20 protein-coding genes are annotated in these 22,799 nt (G+C 61.3%); 10 read left to right on the forward strand and 10 right to left on the reverse strand.

Annotated features, from left to right (window positions below; all coding sequences use genetic code 11):
- The first annotated feature begins 15 nt into the window (after window positions 1-15).
- The 5 genes from JMY24_RS19290 to JMY24_RS19310 are packed head-to-tail and all read left to right on the forward strand — an operon-like array spanning window position 16 to window position 5,460.
- A complete protein-coding gene (locus JMY24_RS19290; RefSeq protein WP_128586832.1) occupies window positions 16-570 on the forward strand; it encodes a MarR family winged helix-turn-helix transcriptional regulator in 555 nt (184 codons plus the stop codon).
- Window positions 571-576: 6 nt separating this feature from the next.
- Window positions 577-2,679, forward strand: coding sequence for an FUSC family protein (locus JMY24_RS19295; RefSeq protein WP_201702706.1), 2,103 nt, complete (start codon window positions 577-579; stop codon window positions 2,677-2,679).
- Between the two features lie 33 nt (window positions 2,680-2,712).
- Window positions 2,713-2,922 carry a DUF1656 domain-containing protein gene (locus tag JMY24_RS19300; RefSeq protein WP_020068937.1) on the forward strand — a complete coding sequence of 70 codons (210 nt, stop codon included), beginning with the start codon at window positions 2,713-2,715 and terminating at the stop codon, window positions 2,920-2,922.
- Window positions 2,923-2,929: 7 nt separating this feature from the next.
- The gene (locus JMY24_RS19305) at window positions 2,930-3,886 is read left to right on the forward strand and encodes an efflux RND transporter periplasmic adaptor subunit (RefSeq protein WP_128586835.1); all 957 of its coding nucleotides are present in this window, start codon (window positions 2,930-2,932) and stop codon (window positions 3,884-3,886) included.
- Window positions 3,883-5,460, forward strand: coding sequence for an efflux transporter outer membrane subunit (locus tag JMY24_RS19310; RefSeq protein WP_201702707.1), 1,578 nt, complete (start codon window positions 3,883-3,885; stop codon window positions 5,458-5,460). Before JMY24_RS19305 ends, JMY24_RS19310 begins: the two co-directional genes overlap by 4 nt.
- Before the next feature lie 231 nt (window positions 5,461-5,691).
- On the opposite strand, the gene JMY24_RS19315 is transcribed toward JMY24_RS19310, so the two are convergent.
- From JMY24_RS19315 to xylA, 6 genes are all read right to left on the reverse strand, one after another.
- Window positions 5,692-6,150: a (2Fe-2S)-binding protein gene (locus JMY24_RS19315; protein ID WP_128589703.1), complete on the reverse strand. Its 459-nt coding sequence runs from the start codon at window positions 6,148-6,150 to the stop codon at window positions 5,692-5,694.
- Window positions 6,151-6,164: 14 nt separating this feature from the next.
- Window positions 6,165-8,432 carry a xanthine dehydrogenase family protein molybdopterin-binding subunit gene (locus JMY24_RS19320; RefSeq protein ID WP_201702708.1) on the reverse strand — a complete coding sequence of 756 codons (2,268 nt, stop codon included), beginning with the start codon at window positions 8,430-8,432 and terminating at the stop codon, window positions 6,165-6,167.
- 236 nt (window positions 8,433-8,668) lie between these two features.
- Window positions 8,669-9,868 (reverse strand): sugar ABC transporter permease, encoded by a 1,200-nt coding sequence (locus JMY24_RS19325; protein WP_128589706.1) that lies wholly within the window; start codon window positions 9,866-9,868, stop codon window positions 8,669-8,671.
- Entirely contained in the window at window positions 9,865-11,424 is a 1,560-nt protein-coding gene (gene xylG / locus JMY24_RS19330) for a D-xylose ABC transporter ATP-binding protein (RefSeq protein ID WP_128597907.1), read from the reverse strand. The genes JMY24_RS19325 and xylG overlap by 4 nt, the downstream gene beginning before the upstream one ends.
- An 80-nt stretch (window positions 11,425-11,504) precedes the next feature.
- Window positions 11,505-12,533, reverse strand: coding sequence for a D-xylose ABC transporter substrate-binding protein (gene xylF, locus JMY24_RS19335; RefSeq protein WP_110404378.1), 1,029 nt, complete (start codon window positions 12,531-12,533; stop codon window positions 11,505-11,507).
- Window positions 12,534-12,675: 142 nt separating this feature from the next.
- Window positions 12,676-13,998 carry a xylose isomerase gene (gene xylA / locus JMY24_RS19340; RefSeq protein ID WP_128597908.1) on the reverse strand — a complete coding sequence of 441 codons (1,323 nt, stop codon included), beginning with the start codon at window positions 13,996-13,998 and terminating at the stop codon, window positions 12,676-12,678.
- Between the two features lie 288 nt (window positions 13,999-14,286).
- On the opposite strand from xylA, the gene JMY24_RS19345 reads away from it, so the two are divergent.
- The 4 genes from JMY24_RS19345 (at window position 14,287) to JMY24_RS19360 (ending at window position 17,603) form a co-directional block, all read left to right on the forward strand.
- Complete coding sequence (locus JMY24_RS19345) at window positions 14,287-15,510, forward strand: XylR family transcriptional regulator (RefSeq protein ID WP_201702710.1); 1,224 nt, start codon at window positions 14,287-14,289, stop codon at window positions 15,508-15,510.
- 34 nt (window positions 15,511-15,544) lie between these two features.
- Window positions 15,545-16,627 carry an aldose epimerase family protein gene (locus JMY24_RS19350; protein ID WP_128597909.1) on the forward strand — a complete coding sequence of 361 codons (1,083 nt, stop codon included), beginning with the start codon at window positions 15,545-15,547 and terminating at the stop codon, window positions 16,625-16,627.
- Between the two features lie 174 nt (window positions 16,628-16,801).
- A complete protein-coding gene (locus JMY24_RS19355) occupies window positions 16,802-17,095 on the forward strand; it encodes a DUF4148 domain-containing protein (protein WP_128597919.1) in 294 nt (97 codons plus the stop codon).
- A gap of 127 nt (window positions 17,096-17,222) precedes the next feature.
- On the forward strand, window positions 17,223-17,603 hold the full coding sequence (locus JMY24_RS19360; protein WP_128597910.1) for a hypothetical protein: 381 nt from the start codon (window positions 17,223-17,225) through the stop codon (window positions 17,601-17,603).
- 43 nt (window positions 17,604-17,646) lie between these two features.
- Here JMY24_RS19360 and JMY24_RS19365 read toward each other — a convergent pair whose 3' ends face one another.
- The 3 genes from JMY24_RS19365 to JMY24_RS19375 all read right to left on the reverse strand — a co-directional run bounded on the left by JMY24_RS19365 (window position 17,647) and on the right by JMY24_RS19375 (window position 20,536).
- Window positions 17,647-19,359, reverse strand: coding sequence for a PQQ-binding-like beta-propeller repeat protein (locus tag JMY24_RS19365; RefSeq protein ID WP_128597911.1), 1,713 nt, complete (start codon window positions 19,357-19,359; stop codon window positions 17,647-17,649).
- Window positions 19,360-19,737: 378 nt separating this feature from the next.
- On the reverse strand, window positions 19,738-19,983 hold the full coding sequence (locus JMY24_RS19370; RefSeq protein WP_128597912.1) for a hypothetical protein: 246 nt from the start codon (window positions 19,981-19,983) through the stop codon (window positions 19,738-19,740).
- A gap of 157 nt (window positions 19,984-20,140) precedes the next feature.
- Window positions 20,141-20,536, reverse strand: coding sequence for a hypothetical protein (locus JMY24_RS19375; protein WP_236597455.1), 396 nt, complete (start codon window positions 20,534-20,536; stop codon window positions 20,141-20,143).
- Between the two features lie 432 nt (window positions 20,537-20,968).
- Between JMY24_RS19375 and JMY24_RS19380 the strand changes: the two genes are divergently transcribed.
- On the forward strand, window positions 20,969-21,613 hold the full coding sequence (locus JMY24_RS19380) for a helix-turn-helix domain-containing protein (RefSeq protein WP_201702711.1): 645 nt from the start codon (window positions 20,969-20,971) through the stop codon (window positions 21,611-21,613).
- Between the two features lie 2 nt (window positions 21,614-21,615).
- Here the strand turns inward: JMY24_RS19380 and JMY24_RS19385 are convergent, their stop codons facing one another.
- A complete protein-coding gene (locus tag JMY24_RS19385) occupies window positions 21,616-22,749 on the reverse strand; it encodes a 4-hydroxyphenylpyruvate dioxygenase family protein (protein WP_128597914.1) in 1,134 nt (377 codons plus the stop codon).
- Window positions 22,750-22,799 lie beyond the last annotated feature (50 nt).

The following is a 22,799-nucleotide window of genomic DNA, read 5'->3' on the forward strand; positions in this document are numbered from 1 at the left end:
AATACAATACCGGCCATGACGAATCTCGACGCCTTACGCCGCAAAGTGAGCAGCACACTCGTGATCGCTGCCAGAAAGTGGCGGCGCACGAGTCATGGCGTGCTGTCCGCGTTCAACGTCTCCGAGGCGTGCGCAACGCCGCTGCTTACCGCGAGCCGGCTCGGCGAGGCGGTTCGTCAGGTCACCCTGGCCGAGTACATCGGCATCGAAGGGCCTTCGCTCGTGCGTCTGCTGGATCAACTTTGTGCCGCGGGCCTGATGCGTCGCGACGAAGATCCCGAAGACCGCCGCGCCAAAACGGTGGTGCTGACAAGAGCGGGCCGCGCCGTGACCGAGAAAATGGAAGAGGAACTGGTCACACTGCGCGCGCAGGCGCTCAAGGGCGTCTCACGCAGCGATCTCGAAGCGACCTTGCGCGTGCTTGCCGCGTTCACAGCCGATTCCGCGGAAGAGTCCGAAAGCGCCAGTACGGCCAAGGCGACGAGGTCCGCCAGCCCGGCGAAAGACACAAACCGCACAAGCCGCCCCAGCCGCACAACCGCGCCGCGCAACGTCGACAGATCGGCGTAACGCGTCATGATCTACCCCTCCGTTCGCGACTGGCTGTTCTCGGTCAAGACATTTGCCGCCGCGATGATCGCACTGTACATCGGTCTGGCGCTCCAGTTGCCACGGCCCTATTGGGCAATGGCGACCGTCTATATCGTGTCGAATCCGTTCGTCGGCGCGACGCGTTCAAAGGCGATCTATCGCGCGCTCGGCACCGCGCTCGGTGCGTCGGCGGCTGTACTGCTCGTGCCGCCCTTCGTCGAATCTCCGTATCTGTTCAGCGTGATTCTCGCGCTATGGGTCGGCACGCTGCTCTATCTCGCCGTATCGGACCGCACTGCGCGCAGCTACGTGTTCCTGCTCGCGAGCTATACGATGCCGATCATCGCGCTGCCTGCGGTCACGAATCCGGCCGGCGTGTTCGATCTCGCCGTTAGCCGCACGGAAGAGATCACGCTCGGCATCGTCTGCGCGAGCATTGTGGGCAGCGTGCTGTTTCCGAGCCGGCTCGCGCCGACCATCATCGAACGGACCGACGCATGGTTTCGCGACGCCGCGTTCTACGCGACCGAAACGCTGTCGGGCCGTATCGCGGGAGCAGCGATATCCGGCGCGAGACAGCGGCTCGCGACCACCATCAACGGGCTGGAATTGCTGTTGAGCCAACTGGCCTACGACCACACACGCCCCGACATCCTCACACGCGCGCAGGAACTTCGCGGACGCATGCAACTGCTGCTACCTATCATGTCGTCGCTCGCCGATCCGCTGATCGCGCTATACAACAGTGGTAGCCACAAGTGGCCGGACGGTCTGGAGGCGCTGCTTGCCGACGTCATCAAGTGGTTCAATGCGCCTCTGCCTGCAGCGAGCGAGGGCAATCATCCGGACGCCGCCGCAGATGCGCTGCGCGAGCGCATTGCGGCGATGCAGCCGCCGCCCGCCGCGCTCGCGACATGGGACGGCGCACTGCTGTCGAATGCGCTATGGCGCATGAGGCAGGTCATCGACGTATGGCAGGACTGCCGGACGCTGCGCATCATCATTACGCGTGAAGAGGGCTCATGGCGTCCTCGTTTTCGTCATTGGCGGCTCGGCGGTACCGAGCGCTTCTACGATCGCGGCATGATGCTGTTCTCCACCGGCTCGACGGCGGCGGCTGTCATTCTCGCGTGCAGTCTGTGGATCGGCTCGGGCTGGGCAGACGGCGCCAGCGCCGTGACACTTGCCGCGGTAGCCTGCTGCTTTTTTGCCGCGCTCGACGAACCCGCTCCAATGGTCTTCCGCTTTTTTGTCGCTACGGCTGTCGCCGTAGTCGCGGCAGGCGTCTATCTGTTCGCCGTACTGCCGCACGTGCATGACTTTGCGATGCTCGTGGTCCTGTTCGCCGCGCCGTTCATTCTCGTGGGCACGCTGATTCCGCGTCCGCAGTTCAACCTGGCCACGGTGCTCGTCGCAGTGAACACCGCCACGTTCATCAGCATCCAGGACGCGTACGACGCCAACTTCCTGACCTTCATGAACAGCAATCTCGCGGGCCTCGCGGGGCTGCTGTATGCGTATTTGTGGACCCGGGTCACGCGCCCATTCGGCGCCGAACTTGCGGCTGCGCGCCTGTTGCGTTCGAGTTGGACCGACGTCGCGTTGACCGCGTCCACGCGGACGATTGAAGACCCGCGCAATCACGCAGCCCGCATGCTCGACCGTTTGATGCAATTGATCCCGCGGCTTGGCGCGACCGACGACCATCGTCATCCTTCCATCGAAAGCTTTCGCGACCTGCGCATTGCGTTCAATGCACTCGACTTGCGCCGTCTCACTCGCAAGCTCGGCGGCGAAGCGGCGGCCGCGATCGACCACGCGCTCGACGGCGTACGCGCCTATTACGAAAACTGCGTGAATCGTCGCTCGCGCGAACCGGTGCCGTACAGTCTGATGTCGTCGATCGATTCGGCTGTTGCGCGCGTCATCGCACAAGGGCTCGCCAACGCCGGCGCGCCGGGCGCGATCTCGCAGGCTTCGGCACGCCATTTGCGCGAGGCGCTGCATGCGCTTGTGGGCTTGCGTCTTTCGCTATTTCCGGCCACGCTGCAGACACCCACGCCGCCCGCTGCGGAGGCCAACGCGTAATGGCCCGCTCAACACCCCTGCTCCCTTCCCGCGATGATCGGTGAAATAGACATCTTCGGCGTGTTCGTGCCGGCCGTGCTCGTGCTGATGCTGGTCGCCTATCTGATCAACCTCGCCATTCGCACGGCGCTTGCACGCGTCGGTTTTTACCGCTTCGTGTGGCATCGCTCCATTTTCGACCTCGGTATCTATGTGCTGGTGCTGGGCCTTGTCGTCGTCGTTTCGCACAGACTCGTTTCGTGAAATCAACGTGAAAAAAACCTGGTTCTCCGTCGGTCAGATCGTACTGACCCTGATCGTCGTCGTGGCTGCCGCACTCGTGCTGTGGAAGCTGGTCGGCTACTACATGTTCGCGCCGTGGACCCGCGACGGGCACGTGCGCGCCGACGTGATCCAGGTCGCGCCGGACGTGTCGGGGCTGATTTCATCGGTTCAAGTGGTGGACAACCAGCAGGTCACACAAGGCCAGGTGCTGTTCGTCATCGACCAGGCACGTTATGCGCTTGCCCTGCGTCAGGCCCAGGCCACCGCGCAGCAACGCCGCGCCACGCTCGATCAGGCGCGCCGTGAGGACGTACGCAATCGCAAGCTCGGCAATCTGGTCGCCGCCGAAGTCGCGGAAGAAAGCCACGCGCGCGTCGACCAGGCGGAAGCGGCGCTCGCGGACGCGAACGTCGCGATCGACACCGCAAAGCTGAACCTGCAACGCGCCACGATCATGAGCCCCGTCGACGGTTACCTGAACGACCGCGCGCCGCGTGCCGGCGAATTCGTCGCTGCCGGGCGGGCGGTGCTTTCGGTTGTCGATATGCATTCATTCCGTGTCGACGGCTACTTCGAGGAAACCAAGCTGGGCGGTATCAACATTGGCCAGCCGGTCGACATCAACGTGATGGGCGAGCCGCATTTGCTGCGCGGCCACGTGCAAAGCATCGTCGCGGGTATTGAAGATCGCGACCGCACGCAAGGCTCCAATCTGCTGCCGAACGTGAATCCCGCCTTCAGTTGGGTGCGGCTCGCGCAGCGCATTCCGGTGCGCGTCGCGCTCGATGAAGTGCCCGCCGATTTCCGCATGATCGCCGGGCGTACCGCTACGGTGTCGGTGCGCGACCTGGCGAACGCGCGCGCTTCGCATGCCGCGGGGGCTTCGAGCGCTTCCGCTGCGCAGCCTGCGACTGCTGCGGCCACTTCGGGCGCCTCGCAATGAAACTGTCGCGCACCGTGCCGTTTCTGCGCTCGCTCGGGCTGCCGCAACTGCAACGGCAGCTGCGGCTGCTGCCGCTGTTGCCGCTGCTGCCGCTGTTGCCTTTAACGGCGGCGCTCAATGGCTGCATGAATGTCGGCCCCAACTACTCGCTGCCGAAAGACGCACTCGTCAACGCGCCGCTCGCGAATGCGCAGATCGAGGGCGCGGACGCTTCGCTCACCTCGCGCGGCAACGTACCGGCTGTATGGTGGAAGCTTTACGACGATCCCGTGCTGAACGGTCTCGTCGACGAAGCGCTGCAATCCAATACCGACTTGCGCGTGGCCGCCGCGAATCTCGCGCGCTCGCGCGAGGCGCTGGGCGTCGCGCAGGCGCAGGGCGGGTTTTCCGGCAAGGCTTCGGCGGTGGTCCAACGCGCGCAGGAATCGGCCGAACAATACTTGCTGACTGAAAAGCTGCCGGTCGTGAATGAAGGCGACATCGGCATCAGCGTCGCGTACGAGATCGATCTGTTCGGCAAGCTGCGACGCGGCGTGGAAGCAGCGCAAGCCGACACCGAGGCCGTGCAGGCCGCAGCCGATCTTGCGCGAATCACGGTGGTAGCCGACGTGGTGCGCGCCTACGTCGAACAATGCTCGGCAGCCGAGGAACTGGAAATCGCGCAGCAGTCGCTTGCATTGCAGAGGCAACGCGTGGATGTATCGCGCCGTCTGCGCGATGCCGGCCGCGGCAATCAGACGGAAGTCACGCGCGGCCAGACCCAGGTCGATACGTTGTCCGCGGATATTCCGCGCTACACCGCGCGTCGCAAGATTGCGCAGTACCGGCTCGCGGCTTTGCTCGCGCAAGCGCCATCCGACCTGCCGCCCGCCGTTCTGGCTTGCGAAACGCTGCCGCAGATCCGTCAGCCGATTCCGGTGGGCGACGGCGCCGCGCTGCTCAGGCGCCGTCCCGACGTGCGCGAAGCCGAGCGTCAGTTAGCGGCATCCACGGCGCGCATCGGCGTTGCCACCGGCGCGCTCTATCCGACGGTGAGCATCGGCGCATCGGCGGGTTTGACGGGCGTTCTCGAAGATCTCGGCACTTCGCCGACCGCGCGCTGGGGTTTCGGTCCGCTGATCAGCTGGACGTTCCCGGCGAACGGCGCGCGTGGCCGCGTACGCGAAGCGCAGGCGTCGAGTCAGGTCGCGCTCGCCCGCTTCGACGGCGTCGTGCTCACCGCATTGCGCGAAACCGAAACGAGCCTCGCCACGTATGCCTCCGACTACGCTCGCGCTGACGCATTGCGCGCCGCGCTGAAGTCGGCGGCGCAATCCGCTGATGAAACGCATCGGCTCTATCGCGCGGGCCGCGAGTCGTTCATCTCGGATCTGGATGCTACCCGCACGCTGACGTCGACGAAATCCCAGGTGGCGGTCGCGGAAGGCCAGGTGGCCATCGACCAGGTCAATCTGTTCCTTGCTCTCGGCGGCGGCTGGGAGGCGGCGCAGCAAACCGCGCCCCGTGTGCCGGCATCATCGGCGACGATGCCCGCAAAAGCACAACAGGCAACGCCGGTGACCAAAGCTCAATAACGCCGGCGCGCAAGCTTACGATTTATTTTTGGCGACATTTCTTTTGCCTTTCAATTGCGGTTAAATACGTGCCACCAACCACAAGTTACGAGGCCAAGCTATGTCGTCGTTCATGAAAAGCGCAGCAGCACTGGGCGGATGCATTGGTATCTTCACGGCCGTCGTGGCCGTAGTCGAGATGCTGGCAGGCTGACTCCATCTCCCGCGAAGCGCCGGCTGTCGCCGGCTGTATTACGCAGGCCGGCGCTTCGCCGCTTGATGAATCGCGGCACGCACGCGGGGATACGTGCCGCAACGGCATACGATGTTGCTCATGGCCGCGTCGATGTCGGCGTCAGTCGGATGCGGCTTCTGTTTGAGCAGCGCGCAGGCGGCCATCAGTTGCGCGCTTTGGCAATAGCCGCACTGCACCACATCGAGATCGATCCAGGCGGCCTTCAATGCTTGCGCCTCGGCACCTTGCATCCCTTCAATGGTCGTTATCTTCTGCGTATCCAGGTTCGACATCGTCGTCTGACATGACAGGCACGGCTTGTCGTTCAGGTGCACCGTGCACGCCCCGCAAATCCCGACGCCGCAGCCGAACTTGGTGCCGGTCATTCCGAGTTCGCAACGCAGAACCCACAATAGCGGCATATCGGGCTCCGCTTGCACTGCCACCGCTCGGCCGTTGATGTTCAGCGATCGCATGCGTGTCTCCCGCTTTACGTGAGCTTCAAGGGCAATGTCCGCAGACGCTTGCCGGTCAGCGCGAACACCGCATTCGCAACGGCGGGTGCAACCGGCGGCACACCCGGTTCGCCGACACCTTGCGGATGCATGCGACTCGGCATGATGTCGGTTTCGATCACCGGGCAATCGTTGATCCGCACCACCGGAAAGTCGACGAAGTTCTTCTGTTCTACCTGCCCGTTCGCAATCGTGATCTCGTCCTGCAACGCGGCGGAGAGGCCGAATACGATGCCGCTCTCCATCTGCTGACGAATCAGATTGGGATTCACAGGCAAGCCGCAATCGATCACACACACCACGCGATGCACGCGAATCCGGCCGTGCGGTCCGATCGATACTTCCGCGACTTGCGCCACCACACTGCCGAACGCCTCGTGAAGCGCGACGCCACGCCCACGCCGCGCGCCATCGGCGGCAGGGGTCAGCGGCTGGTGCCAGTCCGACAGCGCGGCCACGCGCTGCAGGACCGCCAGATGCCGCGGGTGCTGCGCAAGCAGCGCAGCGCGAAACGCCACGGGATCGTCGCCCGCAACGGCAGCGAGTTCATCGGTGAAACTCTCGGTGAAGAAGGCTTGATGCGAGTGCCCGACCGAGCGCCAGAAGCCGACAGGCACCGGCAATTCCACGATCTTGTGCGCCACTCGCACCACGGGCCACTCGTATGGCTGATCGAATGCGCCTTCAGAAGTGGTTTTGTCGATCGGAATGCGCGGCACGCCGTAATAACGCGAGAGCGCTTCGGGCACGATAGCCTGACTCGCGGATGCGCTGTGCCACGCAATCAGTTTGCCGTTGTTGTCGAGGCCGGCCCTCAACCGGGCTACGCATGCCGGCCTGTAGAAATCATGCGTGAAGTCCTGCGTGCGCGACCACAAAGTTTGCACAGGGTGGCCGTCCGCCTCGCGTGCAATCACCGCGGCCTGGGCGATGTAATCGAGCTCGAGGCGCCGCCCGAACGCGCCGCCGAGCAACTGCGCATGCACATTGACCTTGTCATCGTCGATATGCAGAACCTTCGCCACGTGATGCCGCACGAGCGCAGGCACTTGCGTCGACACCCAAACGGTCGCCGCGCCGTCCGCGACCTGCACCGTGCAATTGAGCGGTTCGACCGCGCCGTGCGCGAGATACGGCGCGTGATATTCAGCGACGATTGTGTGCGCCGCGCGGCTCAATGCGTCGTTAATGTCGCCGCGATGGTAGTACGCGTGGCCGTCGCCGTCGTCGAGTGCAAGCGCAAGGCGCCGCTCCACTTCCGCGCTCGAGAGCGATGCCGCGGCGCCGTGCCGCCACGTTACGTTGATGGCGTCGACCGCGTTCATCGCGCGAAACGGGTTGTTTGCGATCACGGCAACGCCGCCCGTGCCGCCGTTGTACGACGCGAAGGGCAGCGCCTTGATGCAGCCCGGCATTTTTTCTGCCGACGCGGCGTCGAAGCTCGCGACCGTGCCGCCTAGCGTAGGACACATCGCGACGCTCGCGTACAGCAGGCCGTCGGGCAACGCGTCGATGCCGAAACGCGCGGTGCCGTTCAGCTTCGAAGCGGCTTCGATACGAGGCAGCGGTTTGCCAATCAGCCTGAAACTGGCGGGGTCTTTCAATGTGACCTTGTCGGGCAAAGCTCGCTGAGCCGCCATCGACGACAACTCACCAAAGCTCGCCCTATGTCCCGACCGATGACTCACGTAGCCGCCCTGCGCGACACACTCGCCGGCCGGCACATGCCATTGCGCCGCCGCTGCCGCGATCAGCATGGCGCGTGCCGAGGCGCCTGCTTCGCGCATCGGCATCCACAGATCGTTGATGCTCGATGAACCGCCCGTCATCATCGTGCCGGCCTCGCGCATCAGTTTGCGTGTGTACCAGACGATCGTGCGCTTGGTGATGCTGTCGTGATCGGGACGAAACGGCAGATCGTCAATGACGCTCTGCACGCTGTTGTAGATGTTGTCGATCGGCGCGTCTTCGACTCGAACGCGGGACCAGTCGGCGTCCAGTTCTTCCGCGAGGACCATCGCGAGGCCGGTATGGATGCCCTGCCCCATTTCCGCTTTGCACATCATGATCGTCACGGTGTTGTCCGAGGCGATCTTCACCCAGCCGTTGAGCGCCGCTTGCGTGCCCTCGACGGGTAGCGGCGCGGCTGTGGTGAGCCGTTGTCGCGCGGGCAGCACCGACCAGCCGACCAGCAACGCGCCGAGTGCGCCCGCGCCGCCAACAAGGAAGGTTCTGCGCTTCATGACGATTGGCCTATCCGCTTGCCGCCGGTAACAAGCTGTGAAGGCGCCAGTTCGCGCCCTGCGTTCCCCGCAATAGTAGTAAGACGGGGGAGCGGGCGCGAACTTAAATTCGTCTGGTGAAGCGATGGGGGCGCGGGATGGGGGCTTTCGTTTGGGCGCCGCGTTTGCTCGGAGTCGTGGGGCGTTTCATTAAATGTCGGGGACTGGGACGGGGCCGCCCCAGACAATCAATAACCTCACCGCCTGTTCGACCCCGACACCACATCGATCCACACGGCCAGCACGAGAATGCTGCCTTTCACGATCATCTGCCAATAGGCGTCGACGTCGAGCATCGACATGCCGTTGTCGAGGCTTGCCATGACGAGTGCGCCGATCAACGCGCCGTACACGGTGCCCGAACCGCCGCGCATCGACGTGCCGCCGATAAAGCACGCGGCAATCGCGTCGAGCTCGCCCATCGAGCCCGCCGACGGCGAACCTGCGGCAAGCCGCGCCGTATTCACAATCCCAGCGAACGCGCACATCAGGCCCATCAACGCGAAAATGGCAAGCTTCACGCGATTCGTGTTGACGCCAGAAAGGCGCGTCGCTTCGAGGTTCGATCCGACAGCGTAGATGCGTCGCCCGAACACCGTCTGTGTGGCAATCCACGTGAAAATACCGAGTAACGCAAGCAGCAACAGAACGGGCACCGGAATGCCGCCGTAACGATCGAGCGTCGCAACGAAGCCCGCCAGAATCACACCTGCGCCGATCACCTTCGCGACGTCCTGCCAAACCGGCACCACGCTCAACTGGTAGCGCTCGCGATTGCGGCGCTGACGTATCGTCAGAAACGCGAGCAGTACAAATAACACCACGGCGAGCGTATCGCCTGCAAGCGTCGGCAGATAGCCTTGCCCGACGAACACGAAGCCGTCGGACACCGGCGCGATGGTCGAGCCGCCCGTCACGCCGAGCAGAATGCCGCGATAGGCGAGCATGCCGCCCAGGCCGACAATGAACGAAGGCACGCGCCGGTAGGTGGACCACCATCCGTTGAAAACGCCGACGAGCACGCCAAGCAGCATCACCACCGGTAACGTGACGCCTATCGGCCAGTGGCGGTTCACGTCGAGTATCGCGGCCACGCCGCCGAGCAAACCGAGCAGTGAACCGACCGACAGATCGATCTCGCCCGCAATGATCACGAAGACCATGCCGCATGCGAGCATGCCGGTAATCGACATTTGCCGCAGCAAGTTCGACAGATTGCGCGGCGTCACGAATGCGCCATGCGTTAGAACCGAAAAGAAAATCCAGATCGCGGCCACGGCGATCAGCAACGCGAGAATCTTGTAACGCGCGAATAGTTGCTGGATACGTTGTGGGCCGCCGAATGCGCCTCGCGGCGCGGTATCGTCGGCACGTTGTGAAGTAACGTCGGGCGTCATGCGGCACTCGCTGCGGTTGGGTTCGGGACTCGCTGCACGGGACGGATAGCGGCGCTGAGAATGTCTTCCTGCGTGAGGCCGTCGTTGACGAAATCGCCACGCAATTCGCCCTCGCCGATCACCAGCACGCGATCGCTAATGCCGAGTACTTCAGGCAATTCCGACGACACCATCACGATCGACATGCCGCGCTGCGCCAGTTGAAAGATGAGTTTGTAGATTTCGAATTTAGCGCCAACGTCGACCCCGCGTGTGGGTTCGTCGAGGATCAGTACTTTCGGGTCGGTCAGCAGCATTCGCGTAAGTACGGCCTTCTGCTGATTGCCGCCGGAAAGACTCGCGATCGACAACATCGGATGCGCGGCGCGCACTGAAAGCCGCTTCATCTCCGTGTGAATCGTGTCGAGTTCGGCGGCCGAATCGATACGTCCTCCGGAAGAAAAGCGCCGCAGAACCGCGAGCGTAATGTTGTGGCCGACACTTAGACCAGGCACGATGCCATGACGCTTCCGGTCTTCAGGCACCATGCCGATGCCCGCGCGAATCGCGTCGATCGGCGCGCGAATCTTCACGGTCTTGCCTTCCATTACGACCGTCGCCTCGCTCACGCCAGGATAAGCGCCGAAGATCGCCTGCATCAATTCCGTGCGGCCAGCGCCGACCAGACCCGCCACGCCGAGAATCTCGCCGCGCCGCAATGCGAACGACACATCGCTTACGCGCTTGCGGCGCGGATTCGTTACGTCGAAACAGGTTACGTTGCGCGCTTCGAAAATGACATCGCCGATCGGATGCGGTTCGCGCGGAAACAGGTTCTTGATCTCGCGGCCGACCATCAACGAAATGATGCGGTCCGTAGTGAGCGCATGCATTGGCTCGGTGGCGACATGCCGTCCGTCGCGAATCACGCTAATCGTGTCGCAAACCGCGGCGACCTCGTCGAGCTTGTGCGAGATGTAGACGCAGGCTACGCCGCGCCGCTTCAAATCGCGCACGATGTCGAGCAAGATCGCAATCTCGGAGGAAGTCAGCGATGATGACGGTTCATCGAGAATCAGCAGCTTCGCCTGCTTGTTCAGCGCCTTGGCAATTTCGATCAACTGCTGATGGCCGCCGCCATAATTCATCACGGGTTGCGCCGCGTTGATTCCGCTAATGCCGAGTTCGCGCAGCAATTCGTCGGCGCGCTGGTACATCGCCGCGTAGTTCATACGGCCGCCCGGCAGGGTTATTTCATTGCCGAGAAAGATGTTTTCCGCTACCGACAACTCGGGCACCAGCATCAACTCCTGGTGAATGATGATGATGCCGGCGCGTTCGGTGTCGCGTATGCTCGTTGCCTTGAGAGGCTTGCCTTCCCAGGTTATTTCGCCATCCCAGGTACCGTGCGGATATACACCGGACAGTACTTTCATCAGCGTGGATTTGCCTGCGCCGTTCTCGCCGCACAAGCCGACGCACTCGCCCGGCGAGACCGTCAGGTCGATGCCGTCGAGTGCTTTTACGCCTGAAAACGCTTTGACGATGTTGCGCATCGTCAGTAACGGTTGCGTCATTCGCTATGCCTCGCTGCAGGGCGCGCGTTCATGCCGATACGCTGCCGCATGTATCGGCGCGAAGCGCGCGCACGTTACGCTCATTGGCTCGCGAGCTGGGCCTGGGTGTAGAAGCCGTCCTTGATGACCACATCCACGTTGCTCTTCGTGAGCAACGTAGGCTGCAGCAGCACCGTGTCCACCTTCTTCTTCCCGTTGTCGTATTGCGCATTGAAGGCAGGCTTCTCACCCTTGGCCAGTGCCACCGAGAGCTTTGCCGCTTCGCCGGCAATCAGCTTCAGCGGTTTGTAGACGGTCATGGTCTGCGTGCCCGCAATGAGCCGCTTGACCGCCGCGAGGTCGGCGTCCTGACCCGATACGGGTACCTTGCCCGCCATGTGCTGCGCAGCCAGCGCCTGGATCGCGCCGCCGGCGGTTCCGTCGTTCGACGCAACGATTGCGTCGATCTTGTTGTTGTTGGCGGTCAGTGCGTCTTCGACGATGCGCAGCGCCGTGGACGCGCTCCACTCCGGCACCCACTGCTGCCCCACTAGCTTGATATCGCCTTTGTCGATGGCCGGCTTCAACACCTTGAGCTGCCCTTCGCGCAGCATCTTCGCGTTGTTGTCGGTCGGCGCGCCGCCAAGCAGGAAGTAGTTGCCCTTCGGTTGCGCTTTATAAACACCTTCCGCCTGCAGTTCGCCCACCTTCTCGTTATCGAACGAAATATAGGCGTCAACGTCGGCGTCGAGAATCAGGCGGTCATATGAAACCACCTTGATGCCCGCCTTTCTCGCTTCGGCGACTACGTTGCCAAGCGTCTTGGAATTGAACGGCACGATCACGATGACATCGACGCCGCGCGAGATCAGGTTCTCGATCTGCGAGATTTGCCGCGCCTCGCTAGCATCGGCGGATTGCACGGACACTTTCGCGCCGAGCTTTTCTGCAGCCGCGACGAAATAGTCACGGTCGCGCGACCAGCGTTCGACGCGCAGGTCGTCGATACAGAAGCCGATCTCCGGGTGATCCTTGCTGGCATGCGCAAGCGGCGCCGCAAGCGACAGGCTGGCCAGCACCGCTCCACATACGAGCGAACTCAGTACAGTACGACGTGTTGCGAATTTCATCTCTGTCTCCTTCTTCTGATAGCCGGAATTCCGGATTGGACGGCCTGCGCTGCGAGCCGCAGGTCCGGACAAGCGACAACCCAAAGCTTTTTTATTCGCGCGGTATATGTCCGCGCGTTTTATTCAAGTGCAACAGTGCTCTTCAGCGTCCGCTATAGATCGCCTGATTGACGATGTTTTCCATGCGCTCCTGCTGGCCGCTCGTGTGCCGCGGGTTCAGATCGCGCGATAGCGCGTCGGTGGCGAGCGCCGACAGCGAGTAGTCGCCCGAAAGAATCTTGCGTCCAAACTCGGCCTCCCAGCCCGCATAACGCTGACGCTTGAATTGGTCGAGACGGTCGTTTTCGATCAGCACGGCTGCGCGTTCGACGGCGAGCGCGAGGTTATCGATAGCGCCGATGTGACCGTAAAACAGATCTTCGGGATCGACACTTTGCCGACGCACTTTCGAGTCGAAGTTCATGCCGCCCGTGGTGAACCCGCCGTGCTTGAGGATTTCATAAAACGCGAGCGTCAGTTCTTCCACACTATTTGGGAATTGATCGGTATCCCAGCCGTTTTGCGGGTCGCCGCGATTGGCGTCTACGCTACCGAAGATATCGAGCGCATAGGCCGTCGCGATCTCGTGATGAAACGAGTGACCCGCAAGCGTCGCATGATTCGCCTCGATGTTCACGCGAATCTCTTTCGCAAGCCCATATTGCAGCAGAAATCCATGCACGCTCGCGACATCGTAATCGTATTGATGCTTGGTCGGCTCCTGCGGTTTCGGCTCAATCAGCAGTGAGCCTTTGAAGCCGATCTTATGCGCATGGTCCACGACCATATGCAGGAAGCGCGCGAGTTGATCGCGTTCGCGCACGAGATCGGTATTGAGCAGCGTGTCGTAGCCTTCGCGTCCGCCCCACAACACATAGTTCTCGCCGCCGAGCCTTTGTGTGGCGTCGAGTGCATGGCGTACCTGTGTCGCGGCAAACGCGAATACTTCTGGATCTGGGCTCGTGGCCGCGCCCGCAGCATAACGCGGATGGGAGAACAGGTTGGCCGTGCCCCACAGCAGCTTGATACCGGTGTCTTGCTGTTTGCGCGCGAGGTAGTCCACTATGCGGGAAAAGTTCTCGCTGTATTCTTTCAGGCTGGTACCTTCGGGCGCTACGTCGGTATCGTGGAACGTGTAGTACGGCGTGCTCAGCTTCGAAAAGAATTCGAACGCGGCATCCGCTTTCAGATGCGCCATTTCCATTGCGTCGCCAGCCTGCTGCCAGGGGCGCTTGAATGTGCCCTGACCGAAAATGTCGACACCCGGCCAGACAAACGTATGCCAGTAGCACACCGCAATGCGCAAATGTTCTTCGAGCGTTTTACCGAGGACTTTTCTGTTCTTGTCGTAGTGACGGTACGCAAGCGGGTTGTCCGATTGCGGGCCTTCATAACGGATCTCGGGAATGTGTTCGAAGTAGGACATCAGCGTCTCCAGTATTTGTTGCACTGCAACCCGTGCGACGTGGCCGCGCCGGTCGATAAGGTGACGCCATGCTGCCGCTTGCGGGAAGCATCGACAATTGCGAAATTGCGCAGCGTGCTTGATGTTTCTTACCGCCCGCGATTTTGTTTTGCACCGGTGTGCAATTCGCGGCCTAGAATAACCGGACGCTTAAAAACATCGAACCAGAGAAAGACGCTATAGCGCCCACTCTGTCGACATAGGAGACAAAGGCTTTGCGGGTTTAACTATCCGCATGCCGCGCACGCCATGACCCGTCCGCAAACACCACAGACGACCCATCGGATCGCGCTGCTGTTCAACGCGAACAAGGTCTACGATCGCGAGATCATTACCGGCATTGGTAACTACCTGCTCTCCACGCGCGTGGCGTGGGATCTCTTTCTGGAAGAAGATTTTCGCTGCCGTTTGACGGGTATCGAACGCTTTGACGGCGACGGCATCATTGCGGATTTCGATGACCCCGCCGTGAGTGAAGCATTGCGCGATTGTCCATTGCCGGTGGTCGCGGTGGGATCGTCGTTCGAAGACCCGGCACAGTACCCTCCGGACTTACCCTATATCGCGACCGATAACAGCAAACTCGTTTCGCTGGCTTATACGCATCTGATTGGCGCGGGCCTCGAACACTTTGCGCTGTACAGCTTGCCGCAAGCGCAAGAGAACCGCTGGGCGCAGCAGCGCGAACTTGCATTCGCCCATCTGCGCAGCGCGGACGGACACAGCGCCGGGCAGATCCAGGGCGAGATTTATCGCGGACTGTCTACCAGCGCGCCTTCATGGAACCAGGCGACCGAACAATTGACCGCGTGGCTGCGCGAATTGCCGAAGCCCGTCGGCATTATCGCCGTGACCGATGCGCGCGCGCGCCATTTGCTGCAAGCGTGCTTGATCGCAGGCATTCCGGTACCGGAGGAAGTCGCGATCATCGGCATCGACAACGACCCGCTCACGCGGACGCTCACACGCATTCCGCTTTCCTCTGTGATACAGGGTACGGAAGAAATGGGGCGCACCGCGGCTCACCTTCTGCATCAGATGCTGCGCGGTGCGCGCTTTCCTGGGCGGCGCATTCTCGTGCCGCCCGTCGGCATCAACGTGCTCGAGTCGACAAGACACCAACCGCTCGCGAGTCCCTATGTGATGCGCGCGCGGCATTTCATCCGTCAGTACGCGTGCCAGGGCATTCGCACCGAACAGGTGGCCGATTACGTGGGCGTGTCGCGCTCGTCGCTGGAAGAGTACTTTCGACGCGAGCGAAAGTGCACCGTGCATCAGGAAATCTTGCGCCATAAACTCGATGTCGCAAAGGCGCTGCTTGCGAAGCGCGATGCGTCGAGTGCGGAAGTAGCGATACGTTGCGGCTTCACGTCGCTGCAATACATGTATGCGGTTTTTCGGCGTGAACTCGGGTGCACGCCGCGCGAGTACCAGGATCGCGTGAACGCGACTCAGGCTTCCACGCCAGGCTGAGCATGCCTTTACTTTTCAAATTTTTATCGACGACATGATCAGCACCGCACAACTTTCATCCGAGCCGTGGGGCACGCTTAATGGCGGCGATCCGGTACGGCTCTTCACGCTGCGCAACGCGCACGGCATGAAGATCGCAATCAGCGACCTGGGCGCGACGCTCGTTTCGTGGCATGCACCAGATCGCACGGGGCGTCTCGGCGATATTCTGCTCGGGCATGACACGCCGGCCGAGTATGTCGCGGCCACGACTTATATGGGCGGGCTGATCGGCCGCTGGGCGAACCGCATTGCCGATGCACGTTTTACGCTCGATGGCATCGAGTACACGCTCGACCGCAACGAAGGAGCGAACCTGCTGCATGGGGGAAGCGTGGGTTTCCATCGTGCGATATGGGATGTCAGCGAGGACAACGGATCGCTGCTCATGCGGCTCGACTCGCCGGAAGGCGACGCCGGTTTTCCAGGCAACGTGACCACGCAAGTGCGATATATGCTCGACGATGACGGCACGTTGACCATCGAATACGAAGCCGTTACCGACGCCGCGACGCCGCTGAACCTGACAAGTCATGCGTACTTCAATCTGACTGGCCGCCCAGGCGCGGATATTCGCGGACACATGCTGTCTATAGACGCGGATCAGTTCTTCGAAGTCGATGCAGCGATGATTCCATGCAAGCTCGCGGATGTAGCGGGTAATGCATTCGACTTCCGGCAGAGCGCGCCGATCGGCGCCCGCCTCGACTGGCCGCACGGACAACTCGTGCAAGCGGGCGGCTTCGATCATTGCTACGTGCTGCGCGATTCGGCCGGTGGCGACAATCCGGCGGACAGCGTGCGCGAAGTCGCCTGTCTTTACGATCCAGCCAGCGGCCGGGAATTGACGGTGTCAACCGATCAGCGTGGCCTGCAGTTTTACAGCGGTAACTGGTTGAAAGGAGACGCGGGACGCGGCGGAGTTGCTTATCAGGCACATGCAGGGCTTTGTCTCGAAGCTGGCGGCTTTCCGAACCAGGTGAACATGCCGACGGAACAGGGCGATGTAATCGTTCGAGCAGGCGACACCTACCGGCAAGTGACCGCGTATAAGATCGACGTGCGCCACGGCGTTTGACGAACTGCCTTCATTCTTTACGCCGTCGATTACAGCACGCCGACTTATCATTTTCTGGAAGAGTGAATTACCGTATTGTGGGTTTACCCTGTAGTAAGGGCTTCCTAGAATCCACGCATGGTGCCCGACGATCCGCCGCGGCATCTGAGAACATCATGCCCGGAGGGAAGCATCATGAAATCGCTTATCAAAACAGTCGCGCTGGTTGTCGTTCTGGCCGCGCCAGTTGCCTCGTTTGCACAGTCGGCGCAGCCGCTCACGCGCGCTGAAGTAAAGGCTCAGCTGAAGCAGGTCGAGCAGGCGGGATACAACCCGGCGGTTGCGGAGAATGCGAATTATCCTGCCGACATTCAGGCGGCCGAGGCTCGCATTGCTACACAAAATGCCATCGCTCAAAGCGACACCACGGGCTACGGTTCTGCGGCTACGGGTTCGTCGCAAACAGGGACTCCTGCGCCGGCTAAGTGAGCGTTGAGCTGTTGCGCTATGGCCGGTTGCGGGCCTCGGTTGCTATCGCGCGGGAGCTTTGGAGCCGTGCGACTCCCTCTCTTCAGTCTCTTCCGCTTAAGATGATCGCTCGCAAACAGGAGCGGTCATGGGTTCATCCGTTAAGAATTCTCTGCTGTGGGTCTTCGAGCCCTTCGAGGACGATCCCGGCTTTATGAGGAAGCGCTTATTCGGCTTCGAAGCGGCTTATGTGGATGGCTTGCTATGCCTTGCGGTCGGCGACGGCGAGGAGCCTTGGAATGGACTGCTGGTGTGTACGTCGCGTGATCGGCACGCAGATCTTACTCGCGAGTTTGGGCAACTCGCGCCGCATCCCGTGCTCGGCAAATGGCTTTATTTGTCGCAGCGGGAGGAGGAGTTCGAGCAGGTCGCTCGCGTTGTTGTCGAGGTTGTTAAGAGGCGAGATTCGAGAGTGGGAGTTGAGCCGGGCGTCAGGAAGAAAAGGGCAAAGACGGTGATTGGCAGTTGAAGCTCGCAGCGCCTGGCGGGCGCTGCGAGCTTCAGTGTCTTTCTTATTTCAACAAGCCGAACACCGCCACGCCGTTGGTTGTGCCCACGTACACGTGGCCGTGCGCGATCATAGGCGTAATGAACTTGTTTCCCGCGCCGAATGTGTCTCTCGTACCGGACTGGTTACTGTTGTAGAGTTCCTGGCTGAGATCGCCGGCGTTGAAGGCGTGCAACGCGCCAACGGCGCCGTTCTCGGCGGCCCAAACAATCGCATTCGACGCGCCATTCGCCGAAACGCTCGGCGTCGCACCGGGATAAGGGAAGGTGCCGGGACTGCGCGATGCGGGGGTCGTTGCCAACAGTGCCGAGGTCACGGGAAACGCCTTGAGATTGTCGCCGACGGCGCCGAAATAGACGACGTGGTTGTAGTAAGCAGGCATGCCGAAAACGCCTCCTGGCAGTTGCCCGTCGATCTCCTGCCAGATCTGATTGGCGCTCGTGTTGAATTTGCCCATCGCATCGCGATTGACCACGTAGATCTTCGAATCTTTGCCCGCTCCCAAGGCGAGATGCCGAGTCGTGCCGCTTGCATCTGCCTGGTCCGGTAATACCAATGCTCCTCCCGATCCGAGATCTGCGTCCCTCGCCGATTGCGCGACAGTGTCGAAAGTCGCGAAATAGTCGGCCACGCCGAGCCTCGGTGCCGTCGACAGTTTGAGGAAGGCGTTCCCATAGTCGCCTGCAATGGGAAAACCCTGCGCATTCAGCGTTGCGTCGAACGTGCCGTTCGCGTCGAGCAGGTACAGGAATGCGCCGTCGGATGCCATACCCGCACCGCTCATCCAGACCGATCCCTCACTTCCGTTCGGCGTGAGGTTCAGTGCGCTTGTCTGCGAAAGCGTATCCGCGCTGTAGGCCATCACCCAACCGCCGTAAGTGCCCTGGTCGCAGTGCGACGTCCATGCAAGATAGACATTCCCGTTCACGAGGGTTAGCGCCTGGCGCTCCGCATATTGCTGAGGGTCGAAAGCGGTGACACCGTTGCTGCTGTTCGCGCCCGTTCCAGGGTAGGTGGCCGCGATCTCGGTAGGACCGCCGAGCGCCTCCGCTCCTGTCACCAGATCTATTGCATGCAGGCGCTGATGGATGCCTCCGCTCGCGTCCTTGCTCATTGCGACCGCGTACAAGACGCCGGCCGTGCCGCGCGTGCGGTCGATAACCGGTGTGGACGTGATGCCGATTTCCGGTGTGATCTGACCACAATGACGATCGTCGCTCGTCGTCTCGCCGGAGCCAAGCAGGGAGCGCTGCCAGAGTTGTGTATTGGTGTCCGCGTCGAATGCGTAAACGCTGGCGTGTTCAGTTACGACATAGACGACGTTGTGCGCAGTGCCGCCTATGGGCAGATTGCTAACGTAAAGCGGTTGAGCGTCGACCTTGCCGTCTGCCGCGAGGAAGGCAACCTTGCCGAATCCTGTCGCGTTAACGTTGGCGGGCGTCAGCGTTGTCTCTACAAGGTATTGTCCCGTACGGGCCAGGTCGTTGTGATACGTCAGAACGTCGCTCGCAGTGGCTGTTGCACCGGAGCCCGATCCACCAGAGCCGGTCCCGCCGCCGCCCGTTCCGCCGGACCCGGTTCCGCCGTTCGTACTGCCTGTGCTGGAGTTGCTGCCCGAGCCGCCGCCACAGGCAATACAAAAGATGGCAAACAGGCCGGTCGACACTACCCGGCGCCAGGACAGCGCGCATTTGCGCAGGCACTTGTTGCGGTTCATAGACGTCTCCCAGGCGATCGGGAAGACTGCCAGTCCCAATGACCGTCGACTTTCTAGTGCAGATCTACCCTTCGTTGCTTCGCAAAGAGCGGAGCCTTGCGTCGGGCCACTCGTCAGAATGCCAACTCGTGTTGGCCAAGATCGTCTGGGGTCGTCGTCGGGAATCGAATCGCGGCGGTGCTTTGAAGTCTGTCATCATTGATCCTCGCTCGAGGTTCCTGCACGCATTACGTCCGAACACCGGCGTTAGAGACCGCGCGTTGTACGCGGTAGTTGCCATTAGCCCGACGTCTTGCCGTACCGCCGGAGCCGTCATATGGACGACAGTTGCCGAGCCGCGCAGTAGTTTCACCGCCTTTGTGGCTAGGCATATCGCCGTCAACGCTTCGCCTGTCCCTTGTCCTCTTCCTTGTCCCGCTCCTCAGTTGCATTGTCGGCGCGATTGCCTCGCGGACTGGCATCCGGCACAGGGTGGACATCTCCCTCGCCTCTCTTTCCGTTCTCGGGCGCGCCTCCAGTGACTGGTGCGCCGCGCTGATTACCGAATGAGCCGCCTCCTGAAGCTCCGGTAGCCTTCGAAGCGTTGCCTTGATCGTCGACTTCGTCTGACTCGTTGTTCGCCATCTCGCGCTCCGTGCAATTTCGTTCGTGCACTGTATGAGCAAGCCGTGCGCCAGGGCTAGCGGCTGACTTCACGTTCGCGAGAACGCATCGCCTGCGTCAAAGAGGAACGCCGAACTCGAAAATCGTCATGAAGAACTGCGCAATTCGTAGGACAGCATCACCACGGCGCCCGCTTCTCGCTTTTGCCAAACCGCACAACGCATGATTCCGCCTCAGCGACAGCAAACACAGGCGCACAAAGCAGTTGCCGTTCATGTAAATCGAGAATTTTTATAATAGGCGGACAATCGACGCTTTCGATAACCCAAACACCATGACTTGCGCACGAAGCTGCGACATCGAGAATACGTTCAGCGTCGAGATAAACCTCACGTTCCACCGCCCCAAAACCTGCCTCCTGAAGGAACCAGGCGAGATAAAGCGCCTTGACGATTTTCGCGAGCAAATCCCCGTTACCCTGTCCTGTTTTGAAAGCAGCCAATGCGAGATGCCAGCAGAGCGACTGTTCGCGCACGTACGCAGCCGTATGCGGCAACAATTGCGTTTTTCCCAAGGGCCTTCTGCGTGCCTGATTCCCCGATTGGCGTTTCTTCCGATTCTGCGACATGAGCCGTTTATCTTCTTGATGCTATTTTTAGTTTCAGCATCGTAATACATTGGGACAATAAATCAATCGACACGCGCTTGTTTTAACCTAAGTTAATGGATATGCCGCCGGCATATCAAATCTCGCCGAGTCAGTTTTATGTCACCGAAAGGTTTTAAATAGTCTTTCGGCAGCAACGGCAGAATTGCCGCAGAGCCGGAAGCTTTTAAACGCCGCACCCAGCACACTCCTGTTTCCAATCAGAAAGCCGAAGCACCGACGATCATTTCGCCTACGGCGGACTCGCCAGCCGCAGCGCTAACTTTACGAGCCACGCTAAATGTTATTATCGGAAACGGAAAACCACCGCTCCAAGTAGCAACGAAAGCAGCACGCCCCATGGACACCCACATCACCAAGCCCGCTGAACCCCCGACAACCGATCTTGGCCGTCGCGTCCGCGCCGCCCGTCAGTCGCAGGATCTGACGCTCGAAACGGCGAGCCGCCTTTGCGGCGTATCTCGCTCGACCCTATCGAAAGTGGAAAACGGCCTGATGTCTCCCACTTTCGACGTCCTGCAGAAAATCGTCCTCGGGTTGAAGATCGAAATCGGCGAGTTGTTCGGCTCGATGCCCAAAGTCAGCGCAAGCGGACGTCGCGCGTTAACGCGCAAAGGCGAAGGGCAGCGTCACGCGTATCGCGGCTACCAGATGGAGTTGCTTGCGACCGACCTCGCGCACAAAGCAATGCTGCCGTTCCGCATCCGCATCTCGGCGCACACGCTGGACGCGTTCGACGACTGGGGCCGCCATGAAGGCGAGGAGTTTTTGTATGTCATCAGCGGCAGCGTGTGCCTTCATTCGGAGTTGTACGCGCCGACACATCTGAATGCCGGCGACAGCCTGTACTTCGACAGCCGCACCGGCCACGCCGCGGTCTCGACAAGTGAAGAGGATGCCGAAGTATTATGGATGGCGACCAGCGCCGACATTCCGGAATCACCGGCCGTCAACGAATCGCCGAAGAAGCAGCGCGAAATCTGACCTCAGGCGCCGACTTGCTCGCGCGCCCGCGCGAGCGCGCTGAGGTTGCCCTCGCCGAATCCATGATGTCCCTGGCGTTGCACGATCTCGAAGAAAATCTCGCCCGCACCGCGATGCACGAAAGTCTGGAAAAACAGCAGCGGCACACCATCCGGGCCGATCTCGCCATCCACGAGAACATGCGTGCGCTTGAGCCGCTCCACGTCGAGGCCATGTCCCGGTAACCGCGCGTCCAGCTGCTCGTAGTAGCGCGGAGGCGGCTCAACGAATTCGACGCCGTTTGCGAGTAACTGCTCGACGCACCCGAAAATATCGTCTGTCGCAAGCGCGAGGTGCTGCACGCCCTCGCCCGGATGATCCGGCAAATACTCGTGCATCAGGTCGGTCCGGCGCGTGCCCTCTTCATACAAAGGGATGCGGATTGCGCCGCACGGCGACACCATCACGCGCGATTCGGCCGACACATGCCAGTTCGCGTGCAGCTCATGAATTTCGCGGAAGTTGAGCAAGTCGCGGTAAAAGTCGAGCCATTCCTGCATGCGCCCCTCGCCCACCGTTTGCGTCAGATGATCCACAGCGACAAGGCCCGTGCCCGCATGGCTCAGGTCGGCGTGCGCCGTGTCGATCTGGATCGGACGAAAGTCGATGTCGAAGATCGAGATATCGCCAAGGCCGCCGCGTTGCCCGCCGCGTCCGCGCCAACGGTCGACAAAGTAGATATGCGAATCGCCAATGCCCTGAATCGCGGGAATCAGCAACTCGCCAGCGCCGATCCTCTCGCCTTCGAAAGCCCACGCGCCAAGCTCGATCGCGCGGTCGAAAGCGCGCTGCGCGTCGGCCACGCGAATGCCGATTGCGCAAATGCCCGCGCCGTACTCTTCGGCGTAACGCGCAGCAAACGAATCCGGCTCTGCGTTGATGAGGAAATTCATCTCGCCCTGCCGGAACAGCGTGACGTCTTTGCTGATGTGGCGCGCAATTGCCTTGAAGCCGAGTTTGGTGAACGTCTCGCCCAGCGCCTGCGGATCGCGCGAGGCAAACTCCACAAATTCCAGGCCGGCCGTGCCGAGCGGATTGTGCTCAGGCGCCGACACGGCGCGAAGCGCGGCGTCTGGAGTGGGCAAGTCGCTGGGCATGGCAATCTCCTTGTACTGTCTTACGACGCTGTTTCCAGTGTTTCCGATGT

Origin of the sequence: Paraburkholderia kirstenboschensis (assembly GCF_904848585.1) — a bacterium.
Classification (GTDB): Bacteria; Pseudomonadota; Gammaproteobacteria; order Burkholderiales; family Burkholderiaceae; genus Paraburkholderia; species Paraburkholderia kirstenboschensis.

Excerpts from the sequence above, each read along its gene's own strand:
- JMY24_RS19290 (WP_128586832.1), top strand. The coding sequence starts at position 16 with ATGACGAATCTCGACGCCTTACGCCGCAAAGTGAGCAGCACACTCGTG.
- JMY24_RS19295 (WP_201702706.1), top strand. The coding sequence starts at position 577 with ATGATCTACCCCTCCGTTCGCGACTGGCTGTTCTCGGTCAAGACATTT.
- JMY24_RS19300 (WP_020068937.1), top strand. The coding sequence starts at position 2,713 with ATGATCGGTGAAATAGACATCTTCGGCGTGTTCGTGCCGGCCGTGCTC.
- JMY24_RS19310 (WP_201702707.1), top strand. The coding sequence starts at position 3,883 with ATGAAACTGTCGCGCACCGTGCCGTTTCTGCGCTCGCTCGGGCTGCCG.
- JMY24_RS19315 (WP_128589703.1), bottom strand. The coding sequence starts at position 6,150 with ATGCGATCGCTGAACATCAACGGCCGAGCGGTGGCAGTGCAAGCGGAG.
- JMY24_RS19320 (WP_201702708.1), bottom strand. The coding sequence starts at position 8,432 with ATGAAGCGCAGAACCTTCCTTGTTGGCGGCGCGGGCGCACTCGGCGCG.
- JMY24_RS19325 (WP_128589706.1), bottom strand. The coding sequence starts at position 9,868 with ATGACGCCCGACGTTACTTCACAACGTGCCGACGATACCGCGCCGCGA.
- xylG (WP_128597907.1), bottom strand. The coding sequence starts at position 11,424 with ATGACGCAACCGTTACTGACGATGCGCAACATCGTCAAAGCGTTTTCA.
- xylF (WP_110404378.1), bottom strand. The coding sequence starts at position 12,533 with ATGAAATTCGCAACACGTCGTACTGTACTGAGTTCGCTCGTATGTGGA.
- xylA (WP_128597908.1), bottom strand. The coding sequence starts at position 13,998 with ATGTCCTACTTCGAACACATTCCCGAGATCCGTTATGAAGGCCCGCAA.
- JMY24_RS19345 (WP_201702710.1), top strand. The coding sequence starts at position 14,287 with ATGACCCGTCCGCAAACACCACAGACGACCCATCGGATCGCGCTGCTG.
- JMY24_RS19350 (WP_128597909.1), top strand. The coding sequence starts at position 15,545 with ATGATCAGCACCGCACAACTTTCATCCGAGCCGTGGGGCACGCTTAAT.
- JMY24_RS19355 (WP_128597919.1), top strand. The coding sequence starts at position 16,802 with ATGAAATCGCTTATCAAAACAGTCGCGCTGGTTGTCGTTCTGGCCGCG.
- JMY24_RS19360 (WP_128597910.1), top strand. The coding sequence starts at position 17,223 with ATGGGTTCATCCGTTAAGAATTCTCTGCTGTGGGTCTTCGAGCCCTTC.
- JMY24_RS19365 (WP_128597911.1), bottom strand. The coding sequence starts at position 19,359 with ATGAACCGCAACAAGTGCCTGCGCAAATGCGCGCTGTCCTGGCGCCGG.
- JMY24_RS19370 (WP_128597912.1), bottom strand. The coding sequence starts at position 19,983 with ATGGCGAACAACGAGTCAGACGAAGTCGACGATCAAGGCAACGCTTCG.
- JMY24_RS19380 (WP_201702711.1), top strand. The coding sequence starts at position 20,969 with ATGGACACCCACATCACCAAGCCCGCTGAACCCCCGACAACCGATCTT.
- JMY24_RS19385 (WP_128597914.1), bottom strand. The coding sequence starts at position 22,749 with ATGCCCAGCGACTTGCCCACTCCAGACGCCGCGCTTCGCGCCGTGTCG.